Here is a 19,562-nt window from a genome sequence, read left to right on the forward strand (position 1 = left end):
TCCGTCGGTGCGTACACCCTTGGGACGAGACGGCCCGGCCCGCTGTGACATCGCCGGGTGTGACGTGCGTCGTTCCGCGTCCCGGCGTGACCGCTCAGCCGCGACAGCCCGGCGACGCGGTGAGGAAATGCCGGATGCCGGCGGCCAGGGCCGACATCTGCTCCCCGGCTTCGAGCCACGTCGTCACCGAGGCGCCCCATCCGCCCGCGGCGTTCCGCCAGGGGCGCAGCGTCCAGGTGAGGCCGACGTGGCCGCCGGAGCGGAACACGGCGGAGACGGCCAGGTCCCGGTTGTCGGTCCGCCAACGGCGTTCGCCCCGCCATCCCCGGTAGTCGGCGGCCAGGCTCTCCAGGAACGGGGCGAGGTCGGGGTCCGTGAACCAGGCCACCACCTCGTCCACGCGCGCGGTGAGGCCGGGGGCCCACGCTTCGACGGTGTAGCGCGCGGAGTCCTGGTCGTCGCGGAAGCGGTCGCGGAACCGCACGCCGACGGACGGGTTGTCGCGGCAGCGGACGACGACGTCCGCCGGTTCGTGGGGCGGGCTGTCGCCGTGCGGGGAGGTCATGAGCGGGACGGTACGCGGTACCGCGTACGCCGTCATCCGGGTTCCGCGCGTCAGGTGCGTTGCGTCACCGCCACGCAGACCAGCACGGCGACCGCGGCCGGGATGGTCGCCGTGCTCAGGTGCTCGCCGAGCAGGGACCAGGACCAGGCCAACGTCAGCAGGGGCTGGGCTAGTTGGAACTGGCTGGCGCGGGCGACGCCGACCAGGGCCATGCCGCGGTACCAGAGCGCGAGGCCCACCGTCTGCGAGCCGACGGCCAGGTAGAGCAGGCCGGCGACCGGGAGGGCGGTGAGGTGGACGGGTTCGGCGCGCAGCGCGAGGACGGCACCGGGCAGGGTGACGGGGAGCGAGGCGACCAGGGCCCAGCTGATGACCTGCCAGCCGGGCATGACACCGGCCAGCCGTCCGCCGGCCACGTACCCGGCGGCGCACACCACCAGTGAGGCGAACAGCAGCAGATCGGCACCGGTCGGGGTGCCGCTGCTCTGCGCGAGCGTGAAGACGATCACCACCGCGGTACCGGCCGAGGCCGCGATCCAGAACGCGCGGGAGTGCCGGGAGCCGGTGACCGCGGCGCCGAGCGCGGCGGTGGCCAGCGGCAGCGCGCCGACCACCACCGCGGCGTGCGAGGTCTGCGTGGTGCGCAGGGCGAGCGTGGTCAGCAACGGGAAGCCGACGACCACCCCGAGGCCCACCACGGCGAGCGCGGGCCAGTGCCGCCGGGCCGGCGGGCGCACCCGGCCGGCCAGCAGCGCCGCCCCGCCCAGCGCGGCGGCGAGCACGGCCCGCACGGTGACCGTCGTCCACGGGCCGAAACCGCCGAGCGCCCAGTGGGTGGCCGGGAAGGTGAAGGAGAACATCAGGACGCCGAGGCCGGCCAGGAGGGCGCCGTGCGGGGTGCGCCGGACGGACGGCGCGGTGGCTCCGCCGGACGTCACGTCGGGGTCCGCGGCGGACCCCGAGGGTCGAACCGCTGTCCGAACCGCTATCCGACGCTCTTCAGTAGCGCTATTCTCAATCCTCATGAACAACGGTATCAGTTACCGGAAGCTCGCCGAAGACCTGCGAAGTGACCTGGAGCGCTACTCGCCGGGCGAGCGGCTACCGTCCAGCCGTGCGCTGGTCGAGCGCTTCGCGGTGTCGCCGGTGACCGTCTCCCGGGCGCTGTCCGTGCTGGCCGCCGAGGGGCTGGTGGTGACCAGGCCGGGCGCCGGGACGTTCCGGGCGCGGCGGCCGTCCGGCCCGGCCACCGGCGCGCGGCCCGCCGACACCTCGTGGCAGCAGATCGCGCTCAGCGCGCAGGACCACGGCGACGCGGCGCCCCGCGCGGTGGACGACTCCGGCGTGCTGGCCACCCTCGCCTCACCGCCGCCCGGCGTGATCCCGTTCAACACCGGTTATCTGCACCCGTCCCTCCAGCCGGAGCGGGCGCTCGCCGCCGCGCTGGCCCGGGCCGCGCGCCGGCCCGGCGTCTGGGACCGGCCGCCGGCGGAGGGGGTGACCCCGCTGCGGGCGTGGTTCGCCAGGGAGGCCGGCGGCGCCCTCGGCCCGTCCAACGTCCTGATCACCGCGGGTGGACAGGCCGCGCTCACCACCGCGCTGCACGCGCTGGCCGCGCCCGGCTCGGCCGTGCTGGTCGAATCGCCCACCTATCCGGGGCTGTTGGCGGTCGCCCGGGCGGCGGGGCTGCGTCCGGTGCCGGTGCCGGTGGACGCCGACGGGGTGCGCCCGGATCTGCTCGCCGACGCCTTCGCCGCCACCGGCGCCCGGGTCTTCTTCTGCCAGCCGCTCTTCCAGAACCCGACCGGGACCGTGCTCACCGCCGAGCGCCGCGCCCAGGTGGTGGCGACCGCGCGGGCGGCCGGGGCCTTCGTGATCGAGGACGACTTCGCGCGCCGCCTGTCGCACGGCGGACCGCTCGGCCCGACGATGGTCGCCGACGACGCCGAGGGCACCGTGGTCCACGTCACCTCGCTGACCAAGGCCACCTCGCCGAGTCTGCGGGTGGGCGCGCTGATCGCCCGCGGTCCGGTGCTGATGCGGCTGCGCGCCATCCAGGTGGTCGACAGCTTCTTCGTACCGCGTCCGCTCCAGGAGGCCGCCCTGGAACTCGTCGGCGCCCCGGCCTGGCCGCGTCATCTGCGCACCGTCGCCGCCGAGTTGCGTACCCGGCGCGACGCGCTGGTGGCCGCGTTGCGCGGGGCGCTGCCGCGACTCGTCCCGGACCGGCTGCCCGACGGCGGCGGCCACCTGTGGCTGCGCCTGCCCGACGGCGCGGACGAGTACGCGCTCGCCACCGCCGCGTTGCGGCACGGTGTCGCGGTGGCCCCGGGCCGCCCGTACTACGCCGCCGAAGCCCCGGCCCCGCACATCCGCGTCAGCTACGCCGACACCGCGGGCCCCGAGGAGATCGCCGACGGGGTCGCCCGGCTGGCGGCGGCGTGCGCGGAGGCCGGGGTGTGCTGAGCCGTCAGTCGGTGCCGAGGCGGTGGACGTCGGCGCCGCGGCGGGTGTAGTGGGCGGCGGCGAGGACGGAGGCCATCAACTCGGAGTCGAGGGCCGAGGGGTCGGCGAGCCGGGTGGCCGCGGCGTAGGAGTTGAGCAGCGCCTTGGTCACCCGCAGCGCCGCCGGCGAACGGCGCAGGACGGGCTTGACCCAGGCGGCGACCGCGGCGTCCAGTTCCTCCTCGGGGACCACCTTCTGCAGCACCGACAGGCCGTGGGCCTCGGCGGCGCCGAACGCCCGGCCGGTGAGGACGAGTTCGCGGACCCGGGCGGCGCCCACCTCGTGCAGCAGGCGGGGGAGGAGCCCGCCCCAGGCGGTGGGGAGCCCCAGCGCGAGTTCGGGGAGGCGGAAGCTCGCGGTGTCCGCGCCCACCCGCAGGTCGCAGGCGAGGGCCAGCGCGAGGCCGGCGCCGATCGCCCGGCCCTGCACCCGGGCGACGGTGACCGCCGGACTGGCGGTGAGCGCCTCGCAGACCCGGCGGGCCTTGGTCCCCGAGACACGGATGCCCGACCCGGTGGGGTCCTCGGCCAGGTGGGCCGCGAACTCCCGCCGGTCGCCGCCGAGACAGAAGTCCCGGCCGGCGCCGGACAGGACGATCACGCGTATCTCCGGGTGCGGATCGTCCAGCACGTGCAGCAACTCGTCGAGCATGGCGTCGGTGACGACGTTCCCGGCCGTCGGACAGGCCAACTCCACGTAAAGAGCGGCGCCTTGGCGCTCCACCCGCAGCGTGGTCGGCCGGGGGGAGGCGTAGGCGGCGGAATGCTGGGCGGTGTTCACGCGGTCACCCTAAGCGAGGTCAGGCGGTGGAAGACCATGCGGGGTGCGTACTCGGGTGGCGCGACCGCGCGCAGGGCGGGGAAGCGCTGGAGCATCCGGGTCAGCAGGGTACGGGCCTCCAGCCGGCCCAGGGCCGCGCCGAGGCAGTAGTGGGCACCGCCGCCGAAGGTCAGGTGGATGCCGCGGCGCAGGATGTCGAAGACATGGGGATCGGGGTTGCGGCGCGGATCGTGGTTGGCCGCCCCGTACATCACGTGGACCATCTCGTCCTTGCGGATCGGGACCCCGGCCAGTTCGGTGTCCTCGGCGGCGACCCGGCTGTTGAGCCGGACGGGCGGGTCGTAGCGCAGGGTCTCCTCGACGGCGTCCGCGACGTGCTGGAGGTTCTCCCGCAGCCAGTCCCAGCGGGCGGGCCGGCGCAGCAGGTGCCACACCATGGAGGAGAGGAGCGTCGCCGTGGTCTCCAGCGAGGCGATGGTGATGAACATGGTGAGCCGGTAGACGATCTCGTCCACCGCGGCGCGGTCCGGCTCCATGGCGTCCCAGGTGCGGATCCAGTGGGACACCGGGTCGTCCCCCGGCGCGCGGCGCCGCTGCCGCACCAGGTCCGTGAAGTACGCCCGCAGTTGGACGGTGGCCCTCGCGGACTGTTCCAACTCGCTTTTGCGGGGCAGGAGTTCCTGGGCGTGCACCTGGTTGTGGGTGAACTGAAGGACGTGCCGGTGGTCGGCCACCGGTATGCCCAGCCATCCGCCGACGGTCAGCAGCGGTAACCGTTCGCTCACCTCGGTGACCAGGTCGGCCGTGCCGTCCGCGCGCAGCCGCCGTTCCAGCCCGTCGAGCAGGCCGGCGACGTGCCGTTCGACGTGCGGGGTCAGGGCGGTGAGGGTGGCGCGGTCGAAGAGGTTGCCGAGGCTGCGCCGTTGGCAGGTGTGGACCGGGGGGTTGAGCCGCGAGAGGGTCCCAGTCATCTCCCGGGTGGCCGGCGCCTGCCAGCGGGCGGGGTCGGGCTGCCGTTCCTGCCAGGCGAAGTCGGGGACCAGCCAGGTCCTGGAGCGCAGGACCTGGCTGCACGTCTGGAAACCGGTGACGAAGTACCCGCCCCAGGGAGCGGGGACCACATCGCCCAACGAGCGCAACTCGTCGTACAGCGGTGCGGGGTCCGCGAGCCCCTGGGCCGAGCGCAGACGTCCGAGCACGGAGACAACCGCTCTTCTGCCGGCCGATCCCCCCGGATCACCCATGACGGACACGCGACGCTCCTTCGGCTGGTACACGGGCCTACCCTTTGCCGGAAGGCGATCTACCCTCTCCCACCCCTTGGTATGCGCATGCTGATGTTGTCGGTGTCACATGCCCGGCGCTCGCGCACGCCTCAGAGCCGGAAGACGTCGAGGAACGAACTCCACCAGCCCTTCTGCTTGGCCGGGGCGGTGCCGCCGGAGGACGAGGCGGTCTGCGTCCGGGCCGGCGGGACCGTGGCCGGCTGCGACGCCGTCACCGGCCGGGCCGCGGCCGTACGCAGCCCCGGCGTCGGGGAGAACCGCACCGGCAACGCCACCAGGGCGCGGTGGAACGGTCCGGGCCGCCACCGCAAGGACCCCTGCGGAACGGCGAGCGTCAGATCCGGCAGCGCGTTGAGCAGCCGCTCGATCGCCGTCAGCGCGATCAACTGCGCCGGGTCCTTCGCCGGGCACGCGTGCGGACCGGCCCCCCAGGCCAGATGGGCGCCCTTGCTCAGCACCTGGTGCGCCTCGGTGAGCGCCGGATCGGTGTTGGCGCCGGCGAAACTGATCACCACCGGGGTGTCGGCGGGCAACGGCACGCCGCCCAGCTCGACGTCCTGCACCGGGAAGTGCGTCGCGTAGTTGGCGATCGGCGGGTTGTTCCACAGCACCTGGTCGATGGCGTCCTCCACCCGCATCCCGGAGCGCCCGGTCGAGGAGTCGGCGGACAGCAACAGCAGCAGGGCGTTGCCGATGAGGTTGCGCTCGGGCTCCACCCCGGCCCCCATCAACATCACCAACTGGTCCTTCAGCTCCTCGTCGTTGAGCCCGGAGGGGTGCTCGACCAGCCAGGAGGTGATGTCGTTGCCGGGCTGCCGGCGCTTGAGGGCGACCAGCTCCATCAGGCAGGCGGTCAGCTCCTCGTTGGCGCGCATCACGTCCTGGCCGTCGAAGATGGCGGCCATGTTGGCGGTGAGCCGGTCGCCGATGCCGGCCGGGCAGCCGAAGAGCTGGTTGAACAGCAGCAGCGGCAGGAGCTTGGCGTAGTCGTTGAGCAGATCGGCCATGCCGCGCTCGCTGAACTGGTCCAGCAGGTAGTCGGCGATCCGCTCGACGTCCCGGCCCAGCCGGTTGACGTTGAGCCGGCCCAGGCTGTCGGTGACCGCCTTGCGCAGCCGCAGGTGCTCGGTGCCGTCGGTGAACAGGCAGTTGGGCCGGTAGACCATCATCGGCAGGACGGGGCTGTCGAGCGCCACGCGCCCCTCGGCCAGCGCCTTCCACCGCCGCGAGTCCCGGGCGAAGAGCGCCGGGCTCTGCAACACCCGCAGCGCCGACTCGTGCTCGGTCACCAGCGTGGCCTCCACGCCGGGGGCCAGCTCGACCGGCGCGGCCGGACCGTACGCGCGCAACCGGTCGTAGACCGCGCCCGGATCGGCCGCGAACTCCTCGCCGTACAGCGGCATGCGCGCGGCCTGGGTGGTGTGGTGCGCCGGGCACCCCACGGGCGTGGCCGGCGGGATGGGCCCTTGCCGAGAATCCATGCGTATTTCCTTGGTGAGATCCGGGACGCGTACGGCCCGGCAGCGGGAGGGGAAAGGGGGAACAGGGTCAGGAGACGCGCTGGAGGAGGTGGCGGACGAGGGTGATCAGCGCCCCGGACGAGGTCTTCGCGTCCCGTGCGTCGCAGAACACCACCGGGGTGTGCGGCAGCAGGTCCAGCGCCTCACGCAGTTCGTCCTCGGCGAACCGGGGCTGGGCCGCGAAGGAGTTGACCGCCACGCAGTATTCGAGGCCGTACTTCTCGACCAGGTCGATGACGGGGAAGGACTCGGCGAGCCGGGAGGGGTCGACCAGCAGCAGCGCGCCGAGCGCGCCGCGGGCCATGTCCTCCCACACCTGCATGAATCGCTGCTGACCGGGGGTGCCGAACAGGTACAGCACCAGGTCCTCGCCGAGCGTGAGCCGGCCGAAGTCCAGGGCGACCGTCGTGGTCTCCTTGTCGGGGACCCCCCGCAGGTCGTCGATGTGCGCCGAGGCCTGCGTCATCCGCTCCTCGGTGCGCAGCGGCGTGATCTCCGACAGGGTGCCGATGAGCGTCGTCTTGCCGACCGCGAAGTGCCCCACGACCAGGATCTTGACGGCGGTCGTCACCGCGTCCGGGACGTAGCGCCGCTCAGCCGAATCGACGTTCGAGTCCATGCAACACCTTCTCGATGATTGTCCTGTCGACGGCTTGAGCGGGCGGTGGCGGTGCGCGGTGGAGTAAGTGGCCCTGTTCGTGTAAGTCGGTCAGCAGCAGCCGTACCACGCCCACCGGCAGCTCCAGGTGGGCTGCGACCTCGGCCACCGACAGGTAGCCGCCGGAGCACAACTCCCAGATGGCGCGGGCCTCCGGGCCCAGCCGGGGCGGCTCCTCCCGGTCGGGTGCGACGGTGACCAGGGTGACGAGGGAGAACGCGTCCGCGGCGGGCAGCGAACGCCCGCCGGTGATGACGTAGGAGCGGACGAAACCCCCGGTGACCGGCTGCTCCTCGCCGGAGTCGGTCATGAGCCGATACCGGGGTTGCGGCGCACCGGGCTGGTCATGGCCTTCCCCAGCGCGCTCACCTGCTGCTGCATCCGGAACGACATCGCCTCCATGTCCACGTCCGGCGCCGCCGACACGGCCAGATAGGCGCCGCTGCCGGCCGCGATCAGGAAGACCCAGCCGTGGTCGTACTCCACCAGCGTCTGGCGCCAGTTGCCGAATTCACCGCTGCTCTTGCCCTCGACGAACGGGGCGACGGCCCGGCTCAGCGACTGCATCGAGCTCATCGCGGCGGCGTTGGTCTCCGCCGCGTCCCGGCCGATGTCGCTGGAGCGTTCCATCAGCAGCCCGTCGGCCGAGACGAGGATGGCGTGCCGGGCACCGGGGACCTGGAGCACGTCGTTGAGCACCCACGAGAGATCGGGTTTCACTGGAGTTCGGATCCTTCCTCGGCAGACATGTCACGTCCGGACAGCGTTCCGCGCTGGAACGCGCCGAGCCGCGACGGGGTGTCCTCGACCCCCCGTGGCGGCTCGCCGAGCCGTATCGGGCCGGCGGAGACCGACTGCGGCTGCGGGACGACCGAGACCGGGCTCTTGCGGCGGCGCTTGGGCAGCCCGCCCGCCGTCGTCCCGGCGCGCTCCGGCGCCGGTGCCGCGTCGGCCACCGGGGCGAGCCGCTGGGGGGCGGGCTCCGGCTCGCTCCCCTCGGCGGCCGGCACCTCGACCGGCGGGGGCGGCGCGACGTCGTTGGTGAGCAGTTCGGACGGGAGGAGAACCACCGCGCGTACCCCCCCGTAGGGCGAGACGGAGTCGACGGAGACGCTGAAGCCGTACCGGGCGGCCAGCATGCCGCAGACGGCGAAGCCGAACTTGGGCGGGTTGCCCAGGCTGGTGATGCTGATCGGCGAGCGCGGACGGAGCAGTTCGGACGCCCGCTCCTTCTCCTCCTGGCTCATCCCGAGCCCGGCGTCGTCGACGATCAGGCAGACGCCCTTGGGCACCGACTGGATGTTGATCTCGACCGGGGCGCCGGGGGCGGAGTAGTTGGTGGCGTTGGCCAGCAGCTCCGCCAGCACCACGGCGACCGGCTCGACGGCCTTGCTGGCCACCGAGACGCTCAACTGCGCGTGGATGCGGACCCGGTCGAAGTGGCGGATCCGGCCCTGGGCGCTGCGGGCCACGTCGTAGATGGAGGCCACCTCCTCCCGGCGGCCCAGCCAGCCGCCGCACAGCACCGCGATGCCCTGCGCCCGGCGCCCGAACTGGCTGTTGGTGTGGTCGACCATCATCAGGTCGGCCAGGATCTGCGGGTCGTCGCCGTACTTCTTCTGCACCTTGTCGATGACGACCTGCTGCTCGTCGGCGAGCACCTGGAGGGTGCGCATCGCCGCCTTGAGCACCGCCTTGGTGTCCTCCTCCGCGTCGTTGCGGACCTCGGTGAGCGCGACGGCGTGCTGCTCGCGCATCCGCGAGACCACCGCGTCCAGCTCGTCGTGCCGGCGTTGCAGCCGCTGGCGTTCCTCCTCCAGCTCCGCGTTGCCCCTGCGCAGACGGAGGTTGATCCGGCGGCTGCGGGGAAAGGCGACGGCGACGACTAACAGGACGAAGAGCAAGGCCCAGAAGAAGGGATCTTTCACCAATGACGTCATGAGACTCTTTTCCAGTGGCATTCCGACGGGCGAAACGCCGCCCCGTCACCGGCCCGTGGTCGTCGGCGGCCCCCACCGCGTCTGCCCCACCAGGCTGGTAACGCCCCCCGGTAGCAACGCATAACGCTGCGGCAGCGTACTAGACCCTGGCACCGGAGATCGACCCCCGTCATGGCCCCGGGACCACCCGCCGGAGCACACCCCCATCCGCGCGCCCCGCCCCCGCGCCGCCGGTTGCCCCCCAGGTCAAGCCACCCTGTCCGAAAGGGAGTTGGCGCGCGCGCCCGTTCCTTGGGACCCGTCACGGCCACCCGGCCCCGCCGTTCACCCGATGCGTGGACAAGGGCACGGAGACCGTCACACGGGGTTCATCCGAGGCCGCAGACTGGTCGCCGACAGCTCTCGACGGTGAGGGGACGCGGCGGGATGAACACGGTGTGGCAGCAGTACGTGGACCGGCATCTGGTGGGCACCAGGCAGATGCGGCACGGGGCGATCCTGGGGCTCAACGGGAGTACGTGGGGCGCGTCGGCCGGGTTCGCCGTCCGGCCGGACGAGGGACGTTCGCTCGCCCTGCTCCTCGGTGAACGCTCCATCGCCGGACGGGTGTTCACCGTGGGCGGCGCCCGGTACACCGCCGGCCGCTGCGACCCGCACGTGGTGCACGGCACCAACAGCGACAGCGGCCTGGTCGCCCTCCAGGCCCGTGGAGCGCTGGTCGTCGGCGTCTACGACGGCCGGGACGTGCCCGAGCGCGCCAGGGAGGCCGTCGAGAAACTGGCCCGGCGCCTCCTCGACGACCGGGGCTGACCCCGCTCAGCCGGGGCACCGCGTGACGGCGAGCACCGCCATGTCGTCGTCGCGCGGCCCGCCGGTCCACTGCGTCACGTCCCGCACCAGCGCCTCCACCACGTCCTCCGGCCCCCGGGACGGGCCCCGGCCGGCGAGCCGGTCCACCGGTTCGTAGAAGACCCCGTGGCGGTCGCGGGCCTCCGTCACCCCGTCGGTGACCAGCAGCAGCGTGCCGCCGACCGGGAACGGCCGGCTCTCGGCGGGCGCCTGCGCCGCCCCCAGCACGCTCATCCCCAGCGGCAGCCCCGGCTCGTCCGGCTCCAGCGCCGTCACCGTGCCGCCGTGGAGGAGGTACGGCGCGGGGTGGCCGCAGTTGAGCAGCCACACCTCCGCCGCGTCCGGGGGGACTTCGGCCAGCACCGCCGTGACGAACCCCTCCAGCCGCACGTCCTCCTCGCGCCGGGCCGCCTCCCTCAGCAACGCTGCCTCCAGGTGTCCGGCGAGCGTCCCCAGATCCGGCGCCTGCTCCGCCGCCTCCCGGAACGTGCCGAGCAGCACGGAGACCACCCCCACCGCGCCCAGCCCCTTTCCCCGCACGTCCGCGATGAGCAGCCGGATGCCGTACGGCGTGTCCTGGACGGCGTAGGCGTCGCCGCCGATCTGCGCCTCGTCCTGCGCCGCCTGGTAGACCGCGGCCACCGCCAGCGGACCCACCCGGGACGGCGGCACCGGCAGCACCGCGCGCTGCGCCGCCTCCGCGACCGAACGCACCACGGCCAGCCGCCGCCCGTGCCGGGCGATCACCCGGTTCACCCCCAGGCCCACGAGCGCCGCGAAGACCGCGTTGGCCAACTGCACCGCGCCGGCCGGGTGCCCGAGGTAACCGTCCTTCGCCACCAGCGCGACCTCGCCCAGCACCACCGCCGCCCCGGCCGCGACGGTATGGCGCAGCGAACACAACGCCCCCGCCACCACCACGGAGGCGGCCAGCATCGGATCACCCCAGTAGTCCTGCGGCGACAGCACGTTCCAGACGATCCCGCCGGCGATCAGCGCGGCCGGCGCGAACGACACGTACCGGGGCCACCCCGTCCCCGAGGAGAGTGGGTCCATCCGCGCCCCGATCCCGCGTCCGACCGGCCATGCCCGGACCGTCATGCTACGGACCCGCCCGCGCCCGCCGTACCGCGCACCGCCGAGACCGCACCCGGACGGCCGCGGGGGGCGGTCACGTCATCCGGCGGCTGCCCACCGGGGCGACGGGGCGGGGTGACGCTCGCGCGCAGGCGCTGACCCCGGGGCGGATCCGCTGTCGCGCCGGGTGTCCGTGGTGGCGTGGATAATGCGTTGGCCGCCGCGTCGCGCCCGGCCCGGCGGCTCCGCCCGACGACCCACGGAGACACGATGAGCACGGCCCGAAGGACGGACCCGCCCGCGCCGCACGTTGCCGACAGCCACGACCTCATCCGCGTGCGGGGCGCGCGTGAGCACAACCTCAAGGACGTCAGCGTCGCGTTGCCGAAGCGCCGGCTGACGGTGTTCACCGGGGTCTCCGGGTCGGGCAAGAGCTCGCTGGTGTTCGGCACGATCGCCGCCGAGTCGCAGCGGATGATCAACGAGACGTACAGCGCCTTCGTGCAGGGCTTCATGCCGACCCTGGCGCGGCCCGACGTCGACGTGCTCGACGGGCTGACCACCGCGATCATCGTCGACCAGGAACGCATCGGCGCCAACTCGCGCTCCACCGTCGGCACCGTCACCGACGTCAACGCCATGCTGCGCATCCTGTTCAGCCGGCTCGGGCAGCCGCACATCGGCTCGCCCAAGGCGTTCTCCTTCAACGTCCCTTCGGTCAGCGGGGCGGGCGCGGTCACCTTCGAGCGCGGCGGGAAGACGGTGAAGGAGCGGCGTGAGTTCAGCGTCACCGGCGGTATGTGCCCGCGCTGCGAGGGCATGGGCACCGCCTCCGACATCGACCTCACCCAGCTCTTCGACGACACCAAGGCGCTCAACGAGGGCGCCCTGGCCATCCCCGGCTACAAGGCGGGCGGCTGGAACCACCGGCTCTACAGCGAGTCGGGCCTGTTCGACCCGGACAAGCCGATCCGTGACTTCACCGAGCGGGAACGCCACGACTTCCTCCACCGCGAGCCGGTCAGGATGAAGATCGCGGGCATCAACATGACCTACGAGGGGCTGATCCCGCGGATCCAGAAGTCGATGCTGTCCAAGGACCGGGAGGCGATGCAGCCGCACGTCCGGGAGTTCGTGGACCGGGCGGTCACCTTCACCACCTGTCCCGACTGCGCCGGCACCCGGCTGAACGAGGCGGCCCGCTCGTCGAAGATCGACGGGATCAGCATCGCCGACGCCTGCGCGATGCAGATCAGCGACCTGGCCGCCTGGGTCCGCGGCCTCGACGAGGCGTCGGTCGCGCCGCTGCTCGACGCGCTCCGCCAGACCCTCGACTCCTTCGTGGAGATCGGGCTCGGCTACCTCTCGCTCGACCGGCCGTCGGGCACCCTGTCCGGCGGTGAGGCGCAGCGCACCAAGATGATCCGCCACCTCGGCTCCTCGCTCACCGATGTCACCTACGTCTTCGACGAGCCCACCATCGGACTGCACCCGCACGACATCCAGCGGATGAACGGGCTGCTGCTGCGGTTGCGGGACAAGGGCAACACGGTGCTGGTGGTGGAGCACAAGCCGGAGGTGATCGCCATCGCCGACCACGTCGTGGACCTCGGCCCCGGCGCGGGCACGGCGGGCGGCACCGTCTGCTTCGAGGGCACCGTGGCGGGGCTGCGGGGATCCGGCACGATCACCGGCCGCCACCTCGACGACCGGGCCGCGCTGAAGAAGACGGTGCGCGAGCCCACCGGCACGCTGCCGATCCGGGGCGCGTCGGCGCACAACCTGCGCGACGTCGACGTGGACGTCCCGCTGGGGGTGCTGGTCGTCGTCACCGGGGTGGCCGGCTCCGGCAAGAGCTCGCTGGTGCACGGGTCGATCCCGGCCGGAGCGGGCGTGGTCTCGATCGACCAGGGGGCGATCCGCGGCTCGCGGCGCAGCAACCCGGCGACCTACACCGGTCTGCTGGACCCGGTGCGCAAGGCGTTCGCCAAGGCCAACGGGGTCAAGCCGGGGCTGTTCAGCGCCAACTCCGAAGGCGCCTGCCCCAGCTGCAACGGGGCCGGCGTGGTCTACACCGACCTGGCGATGATGGCCGGCGTCGCCACCGTCTGCGAGGAGTGCGAGGGCAAGCGGTTCGAGGCGTCGGTGCTGGAGTACCGCCTCGGCGGCCGGGACATCAGCGAGGTGCTGGCGATGCCGGTCTCCGAGGCCGAGGAGTTCTTCGGCACCGGCGAGGCCCGTACCCCGGCGGCCCACAGGATCCTGCGGCGCCTTTCCGACGTGGGACTGGGCTACCTCACCCTCGGGCAGCCGCTGACCACGCTCTCCGGCGGCGAGCGGCAGCGGCTGAAACTGGCCACGCACATGGGGGACAAGGGCGGTGTCTACGTCCTCGACGAGCCGACCGCCGGTCTCCACCTCGCCGACGTCGAGCAACTGCTCGGCCTGCTCGACCGGTTGGTGGACTCCGGCACGTCGGTCATCGTCGTCGAACACCACCAGGCGGTCATGGCACACGCCGACTGGATCATCGACCTCGGCCCCGGGGCCGGCCACGACGGCGGCCGGGTCGTCTTCGAGGGCACCCCGGCCGACCTCGTCGCCGCCCGTTCCACCCTCACCGGCGAACACCTCGCGGCGTACGTCGGCGGCTGACCGTCACCGGCGCGTCAGCCCGGCACCGCGCCGCCGTCCGCCCCCTCGGGCGACAGTCGGCGCAGTTCGCCGAGGATGCGTTCGGCCTCGGTGAGCAGGGTGCCGTGCAGCGGCCAGGTCGGGGAGGTGGGCCGCCGGTCGCGGTGCCGGTCGGCCAGGGTGCGGCAGTGCCGCGCGCCCTGGTGGATCGCCTCGGTGAGGTCGGGCCCCGGGCACCGGTCCTCGGGCGCGCACAGCCGCAGCGCGGTGGCGACGTGGCCGAGGAGATCGCCGTAGGCGTGCAGGAAACGGCGGTGGGTGGTGTCGTGGCCGGCGTCGGCGTCCGGTGCCGTGGCCGACAGGGCGCGGGTGATGGACCGCACGTGGGCGACGACGTGGTCCAGGGCGTCCACGAGCGCGCGGGAGGCGGACAGGTCCGGAGGTGCCGTGGTCGGCCCGCCACGCGGGTTGAGCTTGGCGTTCTCCTCCTCGCGGTGGATCACGGCCCGTACGCCGCCGATCCGGGCGGCCAGTTCGTCGCAGCGGCGGGCCCACGCGCGGGCCTGCCCGGCGTCGGCCGGTCCGTCGGCCAGCGCCGGCGCGATGTCGGCGAGGAGCGCGTGCACCGCGGCGCACACCTCGCCGGCCTGCTGCCGGGCGGTGGCGGTGTGCGTCCGCGGGGCCGGCGCGAGGTGGGCGGCGAGCCCGCAGACGACACCGATGGCGACGGCGGCCACCAGGTGACCGATGTAGGCCCACCGGCCCTGGCCCGAGGCGAACGCGAACAGCGCGGTGACCGGCACCTGCATGCGCTGCCCGCCCAGCGACGGCGTCTTCGCCACCGCCAGCGCCAGCAGCGTCACCAGCCCCAGGCTCCACGCGTGCACCCCGGCCGTGGTGCCGAACGCCCCGGCCAGCGCGGTGCCCACCGCCATCGCCACCAGGTAGCGCGACGCCTCCCACACCGAGCGGTAGAGCGTCTGCTGGAGCGCGAGCAGAGCGGTGAACGGGGCGAACGTGCGCACCTGCGCGGGCAGCAGCCACGAGGCCACCGACCAGGCGGCCACCGCAGCCGCCACCGCCTTCAGTTGCAGCAGGAGGTCGTTGCGGGCCGGCCCCGGACGGCGGACGGCCTCGGTCAGCCCCCGCCGGGTACGGTCCACGGCACCGCGCAGACGCGATGCCGCCCGGGCCGCTGCGGGCATGGTGGCTCTTCCTCCCGGTCGCCTTGGTGGGCTTCGCCGTGGTGATCGATGTGCGGGGGCGGGGCTCAGGGCTCGGCGAGGAGTTGTTCGCGCAGCGTGGCGAGGGTGCGGGTGAGCAGGCGGGAGATGTGCATCTGGGACAGGCCCAGCCGGCGGCCGATCTCGCGCTGGGTCAGCCCGGAGCCGAACCGCAGGGCGAGGATGGCGCGTTCGCGCTCCGGCAGCCGTGCGATCAGCGGGCGCAGCGCGGTCAGGTTCTCCACCCGTTCCAGCGCCGGGTCGTCCCCGCCGAGGTGGTGGGACCAGGCACTGCCTTCGTCGGCGTCCTCGTCCCGGGTGCGGGCGTCCAGCGAGGAGGCGTTGTAGGCGCCCAGCGCGGTGCGCGCCTCACGCACCTCGTCCTCGCCGATCCCCAGGTGCGCGGCGAGCTCGGCGGCCGTGGGGTCGCGGTCCAGTTCCACCGCGAGGACGTCGGTGGCCTTCGCCAGCTCGATCCGCAGCTCCTGGAGCCGGCGCGGGACGCGTACCGCCCAGCTGGTGTCACGGAAGAACCGCTTCATCTCCCCGGTGATGGTGGGCAGCGCGAAGCTGACGAACTCGGTGCCGTAGCCGGGGTCGTAGCGGTCCACCGCCTTGATCAGGCCGATCAGCCCCACTTGCAGGATGTCGTCCATCTGCTCGGCCCGCTGGGAGAACCGCCTGGCCGCGAACCGTACCAGCGCGGTGTTCAGCTCGATCAGCGAGTTTCGGACGTACTGGTACTCCTCGGTGCCTTCCTCCAGCGTCGCCAGACGGGCGAACATCACCCGGGACATCTCCCGGATCTCCGCCGTACCGGCGTCCCGCGCCGGTTCCCGTGCGCTCCTCGTGGTGGCGGCGACCTGTGCCTGCGGCTGGGCCGGCATTGCCTGTTCCCTCCCGGATGGTGTCGGTTCTCCCAGATGGGACGACACCCCCGACTAACCCGGTGGGCGCAGGGTAAACCTCAAGCTGACGAGTTGTCAGAAAAAACCCGTCACACCAGGACGATGGCGAAGATGATGATCACGATCGCCACGATGGCCACCACGACCCAGATGCCGCGGCGGCTGCGTCTCCCGGCGGGGGTCCAGTCCTCCGGCCCGCCGCCACGCGGGCGGTCGTCGGGCAGGCCGGAGTCGTCCCGCCCCTCGCCTCGTCCCGGATCAGACACGTTCCGCCTCCAGCAGTCTTGAGCACCGGGTTGGTCGTCGCGGACACCGTTACCGTGCGTTCGCCGCTGTTAAACCACCGCGGCCCCGGGCCGGGGAGGCGGGGACGATCGGCCGGGAACCGACGGTTCGCCGCGCTCACCGGGGGAAACGGCGAGATACCGCACGTCGATCGCGAGGAGGTTCCCGATGAGCCGTCTGCCCCGTCCCGGCGCCACGATCGCCGCCTTCGGCGCGGTGGCCGTGATGAGCCTGCTGTGCGCCTGGCTCGTCGTCGTGCTGCTCGCCCCCGCGGCCGGGAACGGCGGCGCCGGGTGACCCGTTACCGCACTCCGAGCCGGCCGGGGCGCCGGCCAGCACCGCGTTGAACTGGGCACCCACCACCAGCGCCAGGTTGGACAACCACAGCCACAACAGGAAGACGACGGTCCCGGCGAGCGAACCGTACAGCCGGCTGTAGGAGTTGACGTGCGCCGCGTAGAAGGCGACACCGAACGACGACAGCAGCCACAACGCCACCGCGAGGGCGCCGCCGGGCAGCGTACGCCACGGGGAACGGGCGGCGGCCGGGCCGGTACGGAAGACCACCAGCACCAGCACCACCGCCAGCACCAGCATGACCGGCCACTGCAGGACACCCCAGACGGCCACCGCGGTGCCGCCGAGCCTCAGCAGCCGTCCGACGCTCCCGGCCGCCGTGCCGCTGAGCGAGAGCGCCGCCGTGCTGGAGATCAGCACGGCCAGCACGGCGAGCGCCGTCAGCACGATCCGCGGCGCCTTCCGCCAGGCCGGCCGGCAGTCCGCCACTCCGTACAGGGAGTGCAGCATCCGGCGGAAGACACTGAGGTAGCTGGAGGCCGACCACATCGCGCTGACCGTGCCGAACACGATCAGCAGCCACGCCCCGGACGACTGCCCCAGCGCCCGCCCCAGCGAATCGCGCAGCACCGGACGCACCGCCGCCGGCACCACCTCGTCCAGGCGCCCGATCACCTCGTCCGGCGCCCCGGGCAGCGCCAGCCCCACCACCGAGACGGTGACCAGCAGCATGGGGAAGATCGCGAGCACCGCGTAGTAGGTCAGCGCCGCCGCCTCGTCCGTGCGGCTGTCGTTCCACACCGCGGCCAGGGTGCGCCACAGCGCCGTACGGTACGTCCGCGCCCTCGCCGCGACGGAGCCGGGGCGCCCGCCGCGCACCGCCTCCGGCCACGGAGCTGACGTCGGCGCCACGTGCCGATGACCCACGGTTTCCTCCCGCCGCCGGATCCCGCGGCCGAAGGCAACCGCCGTCCGCCGCCCTGGTCTTGCGGATACCCAGGCGGCGGCCGGCTACCCCGGGATGGTGACTACAGTGTGTTTTCCAGCCGCTGCGCCACCAGCTTGATGAAGCGCGACGGGTCGGTCAGCTCGCCGCCCTCGGCCAACAGGGCCATGCCGTGCAGGAGTTCGGCCGTCTCCGCCAGGGCGGGGTCGTCCGAGCGTTCGGCGTGCGCCTTGTTGAGCCCGCTCACCAGCGGGTGGCCGGGGTTGAGCTCCAGGATGCGCTTGACGTGCGGCACCTCCTGGCCCATGGCGCGGTACATCTGCTCCAGCGCCGGGGTGACGTCGTGGGTGTCGGAGACCACACAGGCCGGCGAGACGGTCAGGCGCGAGGAGAGGCGCACCTCCTTGACGTGCTCGCCGAGCAGCTCGGACATCCAGGTCAGCAGGGCCGCGTACTCCTCCTGGCGCTTCTCGCGCTCGTCCGCCGCCTCCTTCTTCTCCTCCTCGGTGCCCAGGTCCACCTCGCCCTTGGCGATGGACCGCAGCTGCTTGCCCTCGAACCCGGGGACCGCGTCCACCCACACCTCGTCCACCGGGTCGGTGAGCAGCAGCACCTCGATGCCCTTGGCGCGGAACGCCTCCATGTGCGGGGAGTTCTCGATCGCCTGCCGGGACTCGCCGGTCAGGTAGTAGATGTGCTCCTGGCCCTCCTTCATCCGCTCCACGTAGGCCTGGAGGGTGGTCAGCTCCTCCTTGTCGTGCGTGGAGGCGAACGAGGAGACCGCGAGGATGGCGTCCCGGTTCTCGAAGTCGCTCAGCAACCCTTCCTTGAGCACCCGGCCGAACTCCCGCCAGAACGTGGCGTACCGCTCCGGGGAGCCGGTCATCATGTCCTTGACGGTGGAGAGCACCTTCTTGGCCAGGCGCCGGTGCATCAGCTGGATCTGCCGGTCCTGCTGGAGGATCTCCCGGGAGACGTTGAGCGACAGGTCCTGCGCGTCCACCACGCCCTTGACGAAGCGCAGGTAGGGCGGCATCAGCTCCTCGCAGTCGTCCATGATGAAGACGCGCTTGACGTAGAGCTGGACACCGCGCTTGTACCCCTGCATGAACAGGTCGTGCGGCGCGTGGAACGGGATGAACAGCAGCGCCTGGTACTCGAAGGTGCCCTCCGCCTGGAGCCGGACGATCTCCAGCGGGTCGCTCCAGTCGTGGCTGATGTGCTTGTACAGCTCGTGGTACTCCTCGTCGGAGACCTCGTCCCGGGGGCGCGCCCACAGCGCCTTCATGGAGTTGAGGGTCTCCGGCTCGCGCGGCCCGGCCTCCTGCCCCTCCGAGGCTTCTTCGTCGGCGCCGGTGTCGCTGTCGGCCGCGGTCACCATCCTGATCGGCCAGGTGATGAAGTCCGAGTACCGCTTGACGATCTCCTTGATCTTCCACGGAGAGGTGTAGTCGTACAGCTTGTCCTCGGCGTCCGCCGGCTTCAGGCGCAGGGTGACGGAGGTGCCCTGGGGCGCGTCCGGGGCCGTGTCGATGGTGTACGTGCCCTCGCCGCTCGACGTCCAGCGGGTGCCCTTGCTCTCCCCGGCCCGCCGGGTCACCAGCGTGACCTCGTCGGCCACCATGAAGCTGGCGTAGAAGCCCACGCCGAACTGGCCGATCAGGTCCTCGGCGGTGGCGGAGTCCTTGGCCTCCTTCAGCTCCCGCACGAACTTCGCGGTGCCGGAGTTGGCGATGGTGCCGATGAGCTGGACCACCTCGTCGTGCGACATCCCGATGCCGTTGTCCCGCACCGTCAGCGTGCGGGCCTCCTTGTCGGCCTCGATCTCGATGTGGAGGTCGGACACGTCCGCGCCGAGGGTGTCGTCGCGGAGCGCCTCGATGCGCAACTTGTCGAGCGCGTCGGAGGCGTTGGAGACGAGCTCCCGCAGGAACACGTCCTTGTTCGAGTAGATTGAGTGGATCATCAGCTGGAGCAGCTGACGTGCCTCTACCTGGAACTCGAACGTCTCGGTCGGCATGATTCGCGTTTCCTTCTCAGGTCACCGGGTGACATGGACGATCACAGCACTTTAAATCACCCGGCGGG

Annotated in this window: 18 protein-coding genes; 3 read left to right on the forward strand and 15 right to left on the reverse strand. The window is 72.6% G+C overall.

Going from position 1 to position 19,562, the window contains the following annotated elements:
• Nucleotides 1-94 precede the first annotated feature (94 nt).
• Together SCATT_RS33320 and SCATT_RS33325 are read right to left on the reverse strand one after the other, a co-directional pair.
• The gene (locus tag SCATT_RS33320; protein ID WP_041823883.1) at nt 95-565 is read right to left on the reverse strand and encodes a DUF6228 family protein; all 471 of its coding nucleotides are present in this window, start codon (nt 563-565) and stop codon (nt 95-97) included.
• A 50-nt stretch (nt 566-615) separates the two neighbouring features.
• Nucleotides 616-1,503 (reverse strand): DMT family transporter, encoded by an 888-nt coding sequence (locus SCATT_RS33325; protein WP_014150936.1) that lies wholly within the window; start codon nt 1,501-1,503, stop codon nt 616-618.
• 85 nt (nt 1,504-1,588) lie between these two features.
• On the opposite strand from SCATT_RS33325, the gene SCATT_RS33330 reads away from it, so the two are divergent.
• Nucleotides 1,589-3,031, forward strand: a complete 1,443-nt coding sequence (locus tag SCATT_RS33330) for an aminotransferase-like domain-containing protein (protein ID WP_014150935.1) — start codon at nt 1,589-1,591, stop codon at nt 3,029-3,031.
• Nucleotides 3,032-3,035: 4 nt separating this feature from the next.
• Here the strand turns inward: SCATT_RS33330 and SCATT_RS33335 are convergent, their stop codons facing one another.
• From SCATT_RS33335 to SCATT_RS33365, 7 genes are all read right to left on the reverse strand, one after another.
• On the reverse strand, nt 3,036-3,851 hold the full coding sequence (locus tag SCATT_RS33335; protein WP_014150934.1) for an enoyl-CoA hydratase/isomerase family protein: 816 nt from the start codon (nt 3,849-3,851) through the stop codon (nt 3,036-3,038).
• Nucleotides 3,848-5,050, reverse strand: a complete 1,203-nt coding sequence (locus SCATT_RS33340; protein ID WP_014150933.1) for a cytochrome P450 — start codon at nt 5,048-5,050, stop codon at nt 3,848-3,850. The genes SCATT_RS33335 and SCATT_RS33340 overlap by 4 nt, the downstream gene beginning before the upstream one ends.
• 176 nt (nt 5,051-5,226) lie before the next feature.
• The gene (locus SCATT_RS33345) at nt 5,227-6,618 is read right to left on the reverse strand and encodes a cytochrome P450 family protein (RefSeq protein ID WP_014150932.1); all 1,392 of its coding nucleotides are present in this window, start codon (nt 6,616-6,618) and stop codon (nt 5,227-5,229) included.
• A 67-nt stretch (nt 6,619-6,685) separates the two neighbouring features.
• Nucleotides 6,686-7,276 carry a GTP-binding protein gene (locus SCATT_RS33350; RefSeq protein ID WP_014150931.1) on the reverse strand — a complete coding sequence of 197 codons (591 nt, stop codon included), beginning with the start codon at nt 7,274-7,276 and terminating at the stop codon, nt 6,686-6,688.
• Nucleotides 7,251-7,625 carry a DUF742 domain-containing protein gene (locus SCATT_RS33355; RefSeq protein ID WP_014150930.1) on the reverse strand — a complete coding sequence of 125 codons (375 nt, stop codon included), beginning with the start codon at nt 7,623-7,625 and terminating at the stop codon, nt 7,251-7,253. The genes SCATT_RS33350 and SCATT_RS33355 overlap by 26 nt, the downstream gene beginning before the upstream one ends.
• Entirely contained in the window at nt 7,622-8,035 is a 414-nt protein-coding gene (locus tag SCATT_RS33360) for a roadblock/LC7 domain-containing protein (protein ID WP_014627018.1), read from the reverse strand. The genes SCATT_RS33355 and SCATT_RS33360 overlap by 4 nt, the downstream gene beginning before the upstream one ends.
• Nucleotides 8,032-9,255, reverse strand: a complete 1,224-nt coding sequence (locus SCATT_RS33365; protein ID WP_014150928.1) for an ATP-binding protein — start codon at nt 9,253-9,255, stop codon at nt 8,032-8,034. The genes SCATT_RS33360 and SCATT_RS33365 overlap by 4 nt, the downstream gene beginning before the upstream one ends.
• Nucleotides 9,256-9,681: 426 nt before the next feature.
• On the opposite strand from SCATT_RS33365, the gene SCATT_RS33370 reads away from it, so the two are divergent.
• Entirely contained in the window at nt 9,682-10,065 is a 384-nt protein-coding gene (locus tag SCATT_RS33370; protein ID WP_014150927.1) for a profilin, read from the forward strand.
• 6 nt (nt 10,066-10,071) lie between these two features.
• Here the strand turns inward: SCATT_RS33370 and SCATT_RS33375 are convergent, their stop codons facing one another.
• Nucleotides 10,072-11,160 carry a PP2C family protein-serine/threonine phosphatase gene (locus SCATT_RS33375; protein WP_041823605.1) on the reverse strand — a complete coding sequence of 363 codons (1,089 nt, stop codon included), beginning with the start codon at nt 11,158-11,160 and terminating at the stop codon, nt 10,072-10,074.
• 291 nt (nt 11,161-11,451) lie between these two features.
• Here SCATT_RS33375 and SCATT_RS33380 point away from each other — a divergent pair, with 291 nt between their 5' ends.
• The gene (locus tag SCATT_RS33380) at nt 11,452-13,836 is read left to right on the forward strand and encodes an ATP-binding cassette domain-containing protein (RefSeq protein WP_014150925.1); all 2,385 of its coding nucleotides are present in this window, start codon (nt 11,452-11,454) and stop codon (nt 13,834-13,836) included.
• A 14-nt stretch (nt 13,837-13,850) separates the two neighbouring features.
• On the opposite strand, the gene SCATT_RS33385 is transcribed toward SCATT_RS33380, so the two are convergent.
• The 5 genes from SCATT_RS33385 to htpG form a co-directional block, all read right to left on the reverse strand.
• Complete coding sequence (locus SCATT_RS33385; RefSeq protein ID WP_014150924.1) at nt 13,851-15,020, reverse strand: FUSC family protein; 1,170 nt, start codon at nt 15,018-15,020, stop codon at nt 13,851-13,853.
• A 65-nt stretch (nt 15,021-15,085) separates the two neighbouring features.
• A complete protein-coding gene (locus SCATT_RS33390; RefSeq protein WP_014150923.1) occupies nt 15,086-15,925 on the reverse strand; it encodes a SigB/SigF/SigG family RNA polymerase sigma factor in 840 nt (279 codons plus the stop codon).
• A gap of 110 nt (nt 15,926-16,035) precedes the next feature.
• Nucleotides 16,036-16,212: a hypothetical protein gene (locus SCATT_RS39160; protein ID WP_014150922.1), complete on the reverse strand. Its 177-nt coding sequence runs from the start codon at nt 16,210-16,212 to the stop codon at nt 16,036-16,038.
• Nucleotides 16,213-16,348: 136 nt separating this feature from the next.
• The gene (locus SCATT_RS33395) at nt 16,349-17,455 is read right to left on the reverse strand and encodes a YihY/virulence factor BrkB family protein (RefSeq protein WP_014150921.1); all 1,107 of its coding nucleotides are present in this window, start codon (nt 17,453-17,455) and stop codon (nt 16,349-16,351) included.
• Between the two features lie 101 nt (nt 17,456-17,556).
• Complete coding sequence (gene htpG / locus SCATT_RS33400; RefSeq protein ID WP_014150920.1) at nt 17,557-19,494, reverse strand: molecular chaperone HtpG; 1,938 nt, start codon at nt 19,492-19,494, stop codon at nt 17,557-17,559.
• Nucleotides 19,495-19,562 lie beyond the last annotated feature (68 nt).

Source organism: Streptantibioticus cattleyicolor NRRL 8057 = DSM 46488, assembly GCF_000240165.1.
Taxonomy (GTDB): domain Bacteria; phylum Actinomycetota; class Actinomycetes; order Streptomycetales; family Streptomycetaceae; genus Streptantibioticus; species Streptantibioticus cattleyicolor.